Origin of the sequence: Cellulosimicrobium sp. SJTW-1, from assembly GCF_047716875.1 — a bacterium.
Lineage (GTDB): Bacteria > Actinomycetota > Actinomycetes > Actinomycetales > Cellulomonadaceae > Cellulosimicrobium > Cellulosimicrobium funkei.
This window is the reverse complement of sequence record NZ_CP136680.1, coordinates 4,073,085-4,085,107: the sequence shown is the minus strand read 5'-3', so window position 1 is coordinate 4,085,107 and position 12,023 is coordinate 4,073,085. Positions and strand designations below refer to the sequence as shown.

Genomic DNA, 12,023 nt, shown 5'->3' with positions numbered 1-12,023 from the left:
CTCACGTCCGCGCGCTGCCGCACGGACGCACCGCACGAACGTCGTGGGCGAGCCGGCCGAGGCCGACCCCACGACTCCCCGACGAGTTCCCGACGAGGGGAGCACCCATGACGCTCGGACGCCTCCTGCACCGGACCGGACGGTTCGCCGCCCGCCGCCGGGGCGTGGTCCTCGCCGTCTGGGCCGTCCTCCTCGTCGCGGGCGCCGTGCTCGGCGGGGCGGTCTTCGACAAGACCTCCGACGTCGACCCCGCCCCGCCGGGCAGCGCGTCCGCCCTCGCGGCGGAACGCCTCGAGGAGCTCGCCCCCGAGGGGGAGACCGTCGTCGCGGTGCTGTCCGGCCGCGACCACTTCTCCGCCGACCTCCTCGCTCAGGCGAGCGAGGTCATGCACGGCATCCGCGCGATGCCCGGCGTCGTGGAGCTCTCCGACGCCTACACCGGCGGCGGGCTCATCGCCGACGACGCGCAGGGCTCGCTCGTCGTCGTCGAGCTCGACCCCGCGCTGTCCGACGACGAGGCGCTCGCCCTCGCGCACCGCGTCGCCGACGCGCTGCACACCGTCGACACCCCCGAGGTGCTCGTGGGCGGTGCGCTGCTCGCGGAGGAGGCGTTCGTCGAGCAGGCGATCACCGACGCCGCGGTGGGCGAGGGGATCGCGATCGCGGTGCTCCTCGTCGTGCTCGTCGTCGTCCTCGGCGGCCTGCGGGCCGGCCTGGTCCCGCTGCTCTCCGCGCTCGCCGCGATCGCGGTCGCGCTGCTCGTGCTCAGCGGGCTGCTCGGCGTGGTGCCCGTCAACGAGTTCGCCGTGAACGTCGTGACGCTGCTCGGTCTCGGCCTCACGGTCGACTACTCGCTGCTCGTGCTCGCGCGCTTCCGCGAGGAGCGCGCCGCGTCCCCGGGCCTCCCGCTCGACGAGCTCGTCGGGCGCACGCTCGCGACCGCCGGCCGCGCCGTGCTCGCCTCCGGCCTCGCGGTCGCCATCTCGCTCGCCGGGCTCCTCCTGCTCGGTGACTCCCTGCTCTCCGGCATGGCGGTGGGCGGCGCGATCGTCGTGCTCGTCGCGACCGCCGCCGGGCTCACGCTCGTCCCCGCGCTCGTCGCGACGTGGCACCGCGCGATCCCCGCGCCGGGCGCGCGCACCTGGTCCCACCCGTGGACGGGCCGCGGCGGCGCCGGCACGCTCGGCCGGCTCGCGCGCACCGCGCAGCGCCACGCCGTGCTCGTCACGCTCGGCGCGACGGCGCTCCTGCTCGCGCTCGCCGTGCCCCTCGGCTCGCTCACGCTCGGCAGCTCGGAGGTCCGCTCGCTGCCCGCCGACGCCGAGGCGCGCCTCGCCGCCGACGCCACCATCTCCCGCTTCGCCGACCTCGGCGTCGCGCCCGTCACCGTGCTCGTGGAGGGCCCGGTCGACGACCCGGCGGTGCCCGACCTCCTCGACCGGGCCGCCGCCCTGCCCGGTGTCGAGGACGCCATGCAGGACACCGGCTACCCGCCCGAGGTCACCGTCGTCGACCTCACGCCCGACGTCGGCCCGGGCGGTGACGCGACGGCCCAGGAGGCGCAGGACCTCGTGCACGCCGTGCGCGCCCTCGACACCGACCTGGAGGTGCGGGTCGCCGGACCGGCCGCCGAGGTCGTCGACACCCAGGAGCACCTCGCGCAGCGGCTCCCGCTCGCCGCCGGGGTCGTGGTGCTCGCGACCTTCGTGCTGCTCTTCCTGCTCACCGGCTCGCTCGTGGTGCCGCTCAAGGCCCTCGTGCTCAACCTCCTCACGCTCGCGGCGACGCTCGGCGTCCTCGTCTCCGTGTTCCAGCACGGCGTCGGCGCCTCGCTCCTCGGGTTCGAGCCGTGGGGTGCGCTCGACGTCACCACGCCCCTGCTCGTCGGCATGCTCGTGTTCGGCCTCTCCACCGACTACGAGGTGTTCCTCCTGTCTCGCACCGCGGAGGAGTGGCGCGCCCGCCCGCCCGGCGAGGACCCGCGCGTTGCGAACGACCGGGCCGTGCTCCGCGGCATCACCGCGTCCGGCCCGGTCGTCACGACGGCGGCCGTCGCCATCGGCATCGTGTTCCTCGGCTTCGCGGCGGGCGAGCTCGTCGCGATGAAGGAGGTCGGCGTCGGCATGGCCGTCGCCGTGCTCCTCGACGTCACCGTCGTGCGCGGGCTGCTGCTGCCCGCGACGATGACGCTCCTGGGCCGGTGGAACTGGTGGCCCTCCTGGCGCGGGGGAGAGCCCGGGCCTTTAGAGGGGGAGCCCGGGTCCGCCGAGGGAGAGCCCGGGTCCGCCGAGGGAGAGCCTGGGTCCGCCGAGGTAGAGCCGCGGTCGGTCACACGTCGCGCATGACCTCGGTGACGAAGCGCGCGGAGCGCTCGCGGAGGCCGTCGACGCGGAGCTCGACGAACAGCTCGCGCATCGACTCGTCGTCGCCCATCTCGGTGCGGGTGGGCGCCCGGCGGACGTTCTGCGAGCAGAGGAACTGCGTGCAGATGAGGGTGCCGACGGTGTTGCCGCGGCGCCCGGCGGCCCCGGCGCGGCGCGCCACGTAGAGGCTGACGTCGTCCGTCACGACGACGTCCTCGCACCACGCGCACACCGCGCGCTTGCGCCGTCCGCCCGTCTTGGCGTCGGTCGAGCGCAGCAGGACGCCGCGCGGCTCGTCGTCGACCTCCACGACGGCGTACGCGAGGAGCGGGGCCTTGCGGTCGCGCCACCCGAGGTAGTCGAGGCGGTCCCAGTCGAGCGTGTCGAGGTCGGGGAGGGTCGCCTGCGCGGCCTCGCGCTTGGACGCGTTGACGAACGACGCGCGGATCTGCTTCTCGGTCAGGGGGTTCATGGGTTCGCTGCTTCCGTGTCAGGACGGTCCGCGGCCCGGCGGGCGTGCACGACGACGCGTGCTCGCCCGGGCGCACGACGGCGCCGCCGGGGGCGGGGAGGACGGCGTGCCCGCAGCCGTCGCGTCATGACCGGCGCGGCCGGGCGACGACGGGGTCGTCGGACGGCGGTGCGCCACGGAGCGAGGCGGGCGTCGGGGACGACGGCCCGCGGCCCGGTGGTCTCAGCGGGTGACGGTGCGGGGGAAGAGGGCGCCCGAGCAGGCCGCCATGGCCACCTCGCAGCCTGCGGTGCCGTGCATCCGCGTCTCCTCGTCCCGTGCGGCGCGCCGTCGGCGCGATCCTGATCCGTGGTCGTGCCCGTCCGGCACGACGGACGGCTGCCCACGGCAACCGTCACCCTCGATGGTGCGCCTCGGCACCCGCCGCCGTCAACGTGATTGCCGCCCGGGTCGCCGCGTACCCCCGGCGCGACGGCCGACGCCGTCCCTCAGGACGTCGCCCAGACGCCCAGCTCGTTGCCGCTCGGGTCGAGGAAGTGGAACCGACGGCCGCCGGGGAACTCGTACGGGCCCTCGACCACCTCGCCGCCCGCGTCCCGCACGGCGGCGAGCGTCGCGTCGAGGTCCTCGGAGAACAGCAGGACGAACGGACCGCCGCGGGTCACGTCGCCCGACTCGGCCAGGCGCAGACCGCCCGCCTCGTCCGCGCCGGACTCCGCCGCCGTGCGGATCCCGGCGTACCCGGGGCCGTAGGGGACGAACTCCCAGCCGAAGGCCGCGCCGTAGAACGCCTGCGCGGCGGCGAGGTCGGTCACGGGGAGCTCGACGTAGTCGAACGAGTGGTGGATGCCGTGCGCGTGGGTGCTCATGCACCCATCGTGACGCGGGCCACCCACGGTCGGCGCGCGGGCCGCTCGCCGGCACCACCGCGGCGGGTGGCTCCCCGGTGACCTTCGGCCCCACCCGGGTGACGAAGTGCCGGGCCCGGCGAGCGGGTCGCCCGGCCAGACTCGGAGGTTCCGCCGTCCACCGTCCGGGAGGAACTCCGTGCCCGTCGCCCTGCCGTCCCCGTCCGAGACCGCCGCACCCGCCGGGGAGCGGCTGGTGTTCGTGGAGGTGGTGGTGCCGTCCGGGGTGTTCTGGGCGGGGGAGGCGCGGAGCGTGACGGTCCCGGCGGCGTCGGGCACGCTGGGCATCCTGCCGCGGCACCAGCCGGTCGCGGCGTCGCTCATGGCGGGCCGGGTGCGTCTGCGCACCCCGGACCGCCCGACGGCCGAGCTGCGGATCGGGGGCGGGTTCCTCGTCGTCGACCAGGACGAGGTGACGATCCTCGCCGACGACGCGACATGGGTGCGCGCTCGGTAGCCCGCTACGCGGGGTCGGTCGTCGTCCCGAGCTGCACGACGACGACCCGGTGCCCGTCGGGGTCGTGGACGTGCGCGAACCGGTCGCCGGTCTCGGCGTCGGCGTCGGGCCCGACGAACGGCTCGACCCCGGCCGCGGCGAGGCGTGCGAGGGTCGCGTCGAGGTCGTCGACGTAGAGCACGAGGTTGGGCAGGCCGTGGCACACGAGCGGGGCGCCGCCCTCGGGGAGCGGCACGAGCCACAGGCCGGGCTCGTCGACGCGTCCGGGGCCGACGTGGAGCAGGGGGAACCCCTCGGTCTCTCCCTGGAACAACGTGCGGAAGCCGAACCCGTCGGCCCAGAACGCGGCGCTCGCGTCGAGGTCGCGGCAGAGCAGGACCGTGCGCCCGATCGTCGTCGTCATGCGACGAGCCTAGGGCGCACCGCCGACGCTGCGCCGCGTGGGGCCGGCCTCCCGGGGCGCGCCCGCGCCGTCGGGCATACCGTGGACGGCATGGCGACCGACGGCGGCATCCGCAGGACGATCAGCGACCTCGTGGCGCAGGAGCGCGAGCTCCGCGAGCAGCTCGCGCAGGGTGAGATCACCGGGGGCGAGGAGCACGAGCGGCTCCGCGCGATCGAGGTCGAGCTCGACCAGTGCTGGGACCTGCTGCGCCAGCGCGGCGCCGCGCGCGAGTTCGGCGGCGACCCCGATGCGGCGACCGTGCGAGACCCCGGTACGGTGGAGAACTACCTGGACTGATCGCCGACGGCGACGTCCGGCTCCCGTTCCGACCTCAGAAGGAGAACCCCATGACCACGTCCAGCGAGCAGGCGGCGCACAGCCCCCTCCCCACCGGGACCGAAGGGCGCGACATCCCCGGTCACGCGGGCGCGGTCGCACGGTTCGTCGTGGCGTTCGCGCTGTTCGTCGGCGGGCTCGTGCTCATGGGGTCGGGCATGTCCGGCGTCGACGGCGGTGTGTGGCTCTTCGTGGGCGGCCTCGCGGCGGCGACGCTCGCCTTCGCCCTCCCGATGGCGGGCACGGGCACGACCGAGCGCTGACACCCTCGACACGGAGGCCGGGTCCTGACGGGACCCGGCCTCCGGCGTCTCCGGGGTCAGCCGAGCGTGGCCCGGACGGCCTTCGCCGCGGTGACGAGGTGCTCGAGCGACGGCACGGTCTCCTCGTAGCGGCGGGTCTTCAGGCCGCAGTCGGGGTTGACCCAGACGACGCGCGGGTCGATCGACTTCACGGCGAGCTCCAGCAGCTCGGTGACCTCCTCCGTCGAGGGCACGCGCGGGCTGTGGATGTCGTAGACGCCCGGCCCGATGCCGCGCGAGTACCCGGCGTCGCGCAGCTCCGGCACGATCTCCATGCGCGAGCGCGCCGCCTCGACCGACGTCACGTCGGCGTCGAGGCCGTCGATCGCGCCGATGACCTCGCCGAACTCCGAGTAGCACAGGTGCGTGTGGATCTGCGTCGCCGCCTCCACGCCCGACGTCGCGAGCCGGAACGACCCGACGGACCAGTCGAGGTACGCCGGCTGGTCCGCGCGGCGCAGCGGCAGGAGCTCGCGCAGCGCGGGCTCGTCGACCTGGACGATCCCGATGCCGGCGGCCTCGAGGTCCGCGATCTCGTCGCGCAGCGCGAGGCCCACCTGGTTCGCCGTGTCGCCGAGAGGCTGGTCGTCGCGCACGAACGACCACGCGAGGATCGTCACGGGCCCGGTGAGCATGCCCTTGACGGGCTTCTCGGTGAGCGACGCCGTGTACGCGGACCACTCGACCGTGATCGGCGCGGGCCGCGTCACGTCGCCCCACAGGATCGGCGGGCGCACGCAGCGCGACCCGTACGACTGCACCCAGCCGTTCGCCGTGACCGCGAACCCGTCGAGGTGCTCCGCGAAGTACTGCACCATGTCGTTGCGCTCGGGCTCGCCGTGCACGAGGACGTCGAGGCCCAGCTCCTCCTGGATCGCGACGACGCGCGCGATCTCCTCACGCATCGCGGTCGTGTAGTCCGCGTCCGACAGCTCGCCCTTCGTCCACAGCGCGCGGGCGCGGCGGATCTCCGGCGTCTGCGGGAACGAGCCGATCGTCGTCGTGGGCAGCGGCGGCAGGTTCAGGCGCTCCTGCTGCGCGGCCGCACGCTCGGCGTAGTCACCGCGCGCGAAGTCCGCGTCGGTCAGCGCGGCCGCACGCTCCCGCACCGCGGGCACGACGACGCCGCTCGCCTCCGCGCGCGACGCCACCGCCGCGCGGGACGCCTCGATCTCCTCCGCGACGGCGTCGCGACCCTCGGTCAGCGCGCGGGCGAGCGTCGCGACCTCGCCGACCTTCTGGTCCGCGAACGCGAGCCAGTCGCGCAGGCGCGGGTCGAGCGTCGTGCCCGACGCCGTGCCGGGCTCGGCGAACGTCTCGTCCTCGACGTCGTGCGGCACGTGCAGCAGCGACGTCGACGTGCCGACGGCGACCGCGCCCGCACCGAGGCTGCGCGCGGCGGTCAGCGTGTCGAGCTTTGCCGAGAGGTCGGCGCGCCACACGTTGTGCCCGTCGATCGCGCCGACGACGAGCGTCTTCGTCAGGAGGTCGTCGTAGGGCGAGTCCGGAAGGTCCGCACGGACGGCGTCGATCGCGATCGCTTCGACGTCCGTGCCCGCGAGGGTCGCCAGGAAGTCGAAGGTCGCGCCGTCGCCGTCCGGCGACGTCTCCAGCCCGCCGAACGGCGTGGCGACGAGGATCGCGGGCCGCGCGTCCTGCGCCGAACCAGGGGTTGCCGCCGGGTTTGCGGACGAGGCCGCCGAAGACCCCGGGCTCGGCACCGGGCGGAGGTCGGTCGCGAGGGCGCGGTACGCGGACCCCACGGCGGCGGCGAGCTCGGTGAACGGCACGTCGACCGAGTCGGTGACGAGGATCGGCTCGTCGAGCTGGACCCACGGCGCCCCCGCCGCGGCGAGCGCGCGCAGCAGGTCGGCGTAGGCGGCGACGACGTCGTCGAGGCGGTCGAGCGGCGAGTACCCGGCGGGCGCGTCGTCCGCGGCCTTGGACAGCGCGAGGAACGTGACCGGCCCGACGACGACGGGCCGCGTCACGACGCCGGCCTCCTTCGCCTCGACGAACTCGCGCGCGACGCGGTCGTCGACGAAGCGGATCGGGGTGTCCGGGCCGATCTCGGGGACCAGGTAGTGGTAGTTCGTGTCGAACCACTTGGTCATCTCGAGCGGGGCGTCGTCCCCCTGGCCGCGCGCCACGGTGAAGTAGCCCGCGAGGTCGAGGCGGCCCGCGTCGTCGGTCAGCGACGCGAACCGCGACGGGACCGCCCCGAGGGAGGCGGCGACGTCGAGCACCTGGTCGTAGAAGGAGAACGAGCCGGGGACGGACGCGTCGTCGGCGCCGAGGCCGAGGTCGACGAGCCGGCGGACGGTCGCGAGGCGCAGCTCGCGGGCCGTGGCCTCGAGCTCCTCGGCCGAGGTCTTGCCGGCCCAGAACGCCTCGACGGCCTTCTTCAGCTCGCGGCGGCGACCGATGCGCGGGTAGCCGAGCACGGTGCCGGCGGGGAAACCGACCGGGTTCTGGGTAGGGGAGTGTACGGAAGTGGCCATGATCGAAACCTCTTGCTGGTCCGGAGGACCGGTCAGACGGGCGCGCCGTGCGTGGCGGCGCTCGTCGTGGGCAGGGAGGTGCCGGTGACCCACGGCCCGCTGGCCAGGTCCGGGACGAGCGGGGCGGCGGCGGCGCTGGCGCCGCCCCCGGTCCCGCCCGACCCGCCGCCGAGGTGGACACCCTCGAGCAGGTCAAGAGCGGCGCGGTGCTTGTTGAACGTGTACACGTGCAGACCGGGCGTGCCCGCGTCGAGGACGCGCTGCGCGAGGTCGACCGAGTACGCGATCCCGTAGGCGTGCTGCGCCTCCGGGTCGGGCAGGGCGTCGAGCGCGTCCAGCAGGTGCTGGGGCGCGCGCACGCCCGTGAGCTCCTCGACGCGACGGAGCCGCGCGGGCTCCGTCGTGGGCAGCAGCCCGGCGAGGATGGGGATCGTCACGCCGGCCGCACGGGCCTCGGCGACGAAGTCGGTGTACGACGACGCGTCGTAGAAGAGCTGCGTGATCGCGAAGCTCGCGCCGGCCTGCTGCTTCTGCCAGAGGCGGCGCACCTCCTGGGCGCGCGTCGTGCCGGCGGCGGGGTTGCCGTCGCAGAACGTCGCGACGGCGATCGTCAGCGGCCGGGCTGCGCCGCGCAGCGCGACGGCGGGGTCGGACGCGCAGCGCGACGCCTCGACCTCGCGCAGCAGCGCGACGAGCTCGGTCGACGACCGGACGCCGTCGGGCGCGGGCTGCCAGTCCGGCTGGTCGCGCGGCGGGTCGCCCCGCAGCGCGAGGAAGCTCCGCACGCCCTCGTCGAGGAAGTCGGTGATGACCGACTCCACGTCCTCGCGCGACGCCCCGACGCACGTGAGGTGTGCGATCGGCAGCACGGGCGTGCCCTGGAGCAGGCGTCCGACGACCTGGCGCGCGGTCGCGCGGTCGGTGCCCGCGGCGCCGTACGTCACGGACACGAAGTCGGGGTGCGTCGCGACGAGACGGCGTGCCGTCTCCCAGAACTTCGGGGCCGCGTCCGGTCGGCGCGGGGGCATGAGCTCGAACGACACCGTCGGCCGAGGACGGCCCGGACGGTGCGCGAAGGATGCCTCTGAGGTCATGCGTCACTCCATCGACCCTGGCGTTAGCACCTTTGTCCTCGGGAGGCTTCCGTCGGCGGGTTGCTGCGGTGTCGTCGAGCCAGGACTCTCGACCGCTCTGGATGGTTGGCACGATCCTACGACCCATCCGACATGCGGTCGAGAGCGCCCGCCAGGTGAGATGCGGAGGGATCGGCCGGAGGCGTAGCGGCGCCCCGCGCTACGGATCTCAGGCTCTCTACGCTACGAATTTCAGGTTTCCTACGCTACAGATTTCAGGTGCTCGAGCGAGGTCCCAGACACCGACCATGGCGACGGGTCGTCGTCGGCCTTGCAGGTCTCAGGCCCTCCGGCGCTCGGGCACGTGCAGGCGGCGGAGGAACCGGTCGGTGCGCAGCGGCGGCCCGCGCCGGTCGAGGAGCGACACGACGACGACGGTCGCCGTCGCGAGCGGGATGGTCCAGGCGGCGGGCTGGGCGAGCAGGGCGCGCACGACGCCAGGGACGCCGTCGGCCGTGCCGCCGGACGGGCTCCCGTACCCCGCGGCGACGAGCGCGGACGACGCGAGCAGCGCCGTCGCGCACAGGACGGCCCCCACGACCATGCCCGCCACCGCGCCCCGCGCGGTGAGGCCGCGCCACCACACGCCGAGCAGGATGACGGGGGACAGGGCCGACGCCGCGAAGACGAACACCGTCCCGACGCTCGTCACGAGGCCCTGCGGGATGGTGACGAGCGCGAACGCGAGCGGGATGAGCGTGCACGCGACCGCGGACCAGCGGAAGGACCGCACGGTGCCGCCGAACAGGTCCTGGCTCACGACGCCCGCCAGCGCCACCACGAGCCCCGACGACGTCCCGAGGAACGCGGCGAACGCCCCGGCGACGACGAGCGCGGCGAGCAGCTCGCCGCCGAGCCCGGGCACGAGGCGGGTCGGCAGCGTGAGGACGACCGTGTCCGCGACCCCGGGCGCCGCGAGGTCGGGCGCGACGACCCGCGCCACGAGCCCGAGCGTGCTCGACACCATGTAGAACACGCTGATCATGACGAGCACGACGACGGTCGTGCGGCGGGCCGAGCCGCCGTCGGGCGAGGTGTAGAAGCGCACGAGGACGTGCGGCAGGCCGGTCGTGCCGAGCAGGAGGGCGAGCAGGAGCGAGACGGTGGCGTACGCGTCGAGGCCGCCCGGCCCGGCCTCGTGGGGGAACACGGCGGCGGGGTCGAACGTGACGACGGCGCCGCCGGGCTCGAACGCCCCGCCGAGCGCCATGAGCACGAAGACGAGCGGCACCGCGAGCGCGGTGAGCTTGACCCAGAACTGGAACGCCTGGACGAACGTGATGGAGCGCATCCCGCCCGCGGCGACGACGGCGCTCACCACGACCGCGATCCCCACCGAGCCGACCCACGGCGGCACCGCGGCCACGCTCGTGATGACGAGCGCCGCCCCGTGGAGCTGCGGCACCACGTACAGCCACCCGATGACGAGCACGAGCACGCTCGTCACGCGGCGCGCGACCACGGAGTCGAGCCGGGCGTGCACGAAGTCGGGGATCGTGTACGCGCCGCTGCGCCGCAGGGGGCCCGCGACGAACAGCAGGACGAGCAGGTAGCCCGCCGCGTACCCCACGGGGAACCAGAACGCCTCCGCGCCGGACAGCAGCACGAGGCCCGAGAGCCCGAGGAACGTGCCCGCGGACAGGTACTCGCCGCTGATCGCCGACGCGTTCCAGACCGGCCGCACGGTGCGCGACGCGACGAAGAAGTCGCTCGTGGTGCGCGAGATCCGCAGGCCGTAGAACCCGATGAGCCCGGTCGCGAGCAGGAGCAGCGCGATCGCGACGAGGGGCAGCGCGCTGGTCACGGCGCACCGCCGTCGTCGGGACCGGGCTCGTCGGGCCCGCCCGCGCCCTCGGCGAGCGCGCGGTACCGGCGCTCGTTGCGCGCCGCCGCGACCGCGAACACGACCGCGAACGCGACGATCACCGGGTAGAAGCCGTACGCGTGCACGAGCCACGGCAGCGGCACGCCGAGCAGCACGACGTCGTCCAGCGCGGGCACGCCGCTCATCGTCACCGTGAGCAGCGTGACGACCGCGAGGAACGACGCCACGCACGCCAGCCCGAGCCGGAGCTGGGCCCGCACGAGCCCGCGCGTGTAGGCGGTCGCGGCGTCGTCCGGCTCGCCGGAGCGTGCCGTGCCCGACGGCGCCCCACCCCCCGGGACGGCGCCCTCACCGGGGCCGGGGCGAGGGCCGGGGCGCGCCGCGGGGAGGTCGGTGGACCGGACGCGCACGCGCGCGTCCCGACGCGGGTCGGTGCCCGTCACGGCGCGCCCCGGTGCGGCCCGAGGAGCGCCTCGCGCACGGCGGGCACCATGCGGCGGCTCACCGGGACCTCGTGCCCGGCGACGACGAGCGCGGGCTGCGCCCCGCCGAACCGCGCCGCGGTCACGGCCGCGCGGTCCACGAGGTACGACCGGTGCACGCGCAGGAATCCCGCGGGCGCCCACCGCTCCTCGAGATCGGAGAGCGGCTCGCGCACGAGGAACTGCTCGGTGTCCGTCACGAGCCGGGAGTAGTCGCCCTGCGCCTGCACCCACCGCACCGCGCTGCGCCGGACGAGCCGCGTCGTCGTGCCGACCGTCACGACGAGCGTCTCCTCGGCCGGGGCCGCACCGCCCGCCGGGTCGCCGGCAACCGGCGGTGGAGCGGCGGCGCTCGCGGACGGTGCCGCCGCGTCGGTCGCGGGGGTGCGCCCCGCCGCGGTGCGCTCCGCGACCCGTTCGACGACGCGGTCGACCGCGCGCGTGAGCCGCTCGCGCCGCACGGGCTTGAGCACGTAGTCGACGGCCTCGACGTCGAACGCCTCCAGGGCGCGCGCCTCGTCGGCGGTGACGAACACGACCGCCGGGCGGTCGGCGAACCGCGAGAGCGCGCGGGCGAGGTCGAGGCCGGTCAGCCCCGGCATGTGGATGTCGAGGAACGCCGCGTCCACCGTGCGCGACGAGAGCTCGCGCAGCGCCTCGGACCCGCTCGCGACCCCGCGCACGGTGCGCACGCGCGGGTCGCGGCGGAGCAGGGCCACGAGCTCGTCGAGCACGGGCCGCTCGTCGTCGGCGACGAGCACGTCCAGCCCGACGGCGTCGCCCGCCCCGCCGGGGAGAC

12 protein-coding genes and 1 riboswitch are annotated in these 12,023 nt (G+C 75.3%); of the genes, 4 read left to right on the top strand and 8 right to left on the bottom strand.

What is annotated here, in order from left to right:
• Nucleotides 1-107 precede the first annotated feature (107 nt).
• Nucleotides 108-2,345: an MMPL family transporter gene (locus tag RSE42_RS18380; RefSeq protein ID WP_415297488.1), complete on the top strand. Its 2,238-nt coding sequence runs from the start codon at nt 108-110 to the stop codon at nt 2,343-2,345.
• Here the strand turns inward: RSE42_RS18380 and RSE42_RS18375 are convergent.
• Nucleotides 2,329-2,835 (bottom strand): FBP domain-containing protein, encoded by a 507-nt coding sequence (locus RSE42_RS18375; RefSeq protein WP_021483431.1) that lies wholly within the window; start codon nt 2,833-2,835, stop codon nt 2,329-2,331. The two genes, RSE42_RS18380 and RSE42_RS18375, sit on opposite strands and share 17 nt — an antisense overlap.
• A 488-nt stretch (nt 2,836-3,323) precedes the next feature.
• Nucleotides 3,324-3,704: a VOC family protein gene (locus RSE42_RS18370; protein ID WP_415297487.1), complete on the bottom strand. Its 381-nt coding sequence runs from the start codon at nt 3,702-3,704 to the stop codon at nt 3,324-3,326.
• A gap of 178 nt (nt 3,705-3,882) precedes the next feature.
• Here RSE42_RS18370 and atpC point away from each other — a divergent pair, with 178 nt between their 5' ends.
• The gene (atpC, locus tag RSE42_RS18365) at nt 3,883-4,200 is read left to right on the top strand and encodes an ATP synthase F1 subunit epsilon (RefSeq protein WP_198285629.1); all 318 of its coding nucleotides are present in this window, start codon (nt 3,883-3,885) and stop codon (nt 4,198-4,200) included.
• Between the two features lie 4 nt (nt 4,201-4,204).
• On the opposite strand, the gene RSE42_RS18360 is transcribed toward atpC, so the two are convergent.
• The gene (locus tag RSE42_RS18360) at nt 4,205-4,603 is read right to left on the bottom strand and encodes a VOC family protein (RefSeq protein WP_415297486.1); all 399 of its coding nucleotides are present in this window, start codon (nt 4,601-4,603) and stop codon (nt 4,205-4,207) included.
• A gap of 90 nt (nt 4,604-4,693) precedes the next feature.
• Here RSE42_RS18360 and RSE42_RS18355 point away from each other — a divergent pair, with 90 nt between their 5' ends.
• Entirely contained in the window at nt 4,694-4,942 is a 249-nt protein-coding gene (locus RSE42_RS18355; RefSeq protein WP_144722965.1) for a DUF2630 family protein, read from the top strand.
• A gap of 50 nt (nt 4,943-4,992) precedes the next feature.
• Nucleotides 4,993-5,244, top strand: coding sequence for a hypothetical protein (locus RSE42_RS18350; protein ID WP_021483231.1), 252 nt, complete (start codon nt 4,993-4,995; stop codon nt 5,242-5,244).
• A 56-nt stretch (nt 5,245-5,300) separates the two neighbouring features.
• On the opposite strand, the gene metE is transcribed toward RSE42_RS18350, so the two are convergent.
• From metE to RSE42_RS18325, 5 genes are all read right to left on the bottom strand, one after another.
• Entirely contained in the window at nt 5,301-7,784 is a 2,484-nt protein-coding gene (gene metE / locus RSE42_RS18345) for a 5-methyltetrahydropteroyltriglutamate--homocysteine S-methyltransferase (protein WP_415297485.1), read from the bottom strand.
• A 32-nt stretch (nt 7,785-7,816) separates the two neighbouring features.
• On the bottom strand, nt 7,817-8,878 hold the full coding sequence (locus tag RSE42_RS18340; protein WP_409141509.1) for a methylenetetrahydrofolate reductase: 1,062 nt from the start codon (nt 8,876-8,878) through the stop codon (nt 7,817-7,819).
• Nucleotides 8,879-8,883: 5 nt separating this feature from the next.
• Nucleotides 8,884-8,986, bottom strand: a riboswitch (SAM riboswitch).
• A 211-nt stretch (nt 8,987-9,197) separates the two neighbouring features.
• Entirely contained in the window at nt 9,198-10,721 is a 1,524-nt protein-coding gene (locus RSE42_RS18335) for a cation acetate symporter (protein WP_076404247.1), read from the bottom strand.
• Nucleotides 10,718-11,185, bottom strand: coding sequence for a heavy metal transporter (locus RSE42_RS18330; protein WP_185981313.1), 468 nt, complete (start codon nt 11,183-11,185; stop codon nt 10,718-10,720). The genes RSE42_RS18335 and RSE42_RS18330 overlap by 4 nt, the downstream gene beginning before the upstream one ends.
• Nucleotides 11,182-11,991, bottom strand: coding sequence for a LytR/AlgR family response regulator transcription factor (locus tag RSE42_RS18325; RefSeq protein ID WP_076404598.1), 810 nt, complete (start codon nt 11,989-11,991; stop codon nt 11,182-11,184). Before RSE42_RS18325 ends, RSE42_RS18330 begins: the two co-directional genes overlap by 4 nt.
• Between the last annotated feature and the right edge of the window lie 32 nt (nt 11,992-12,023).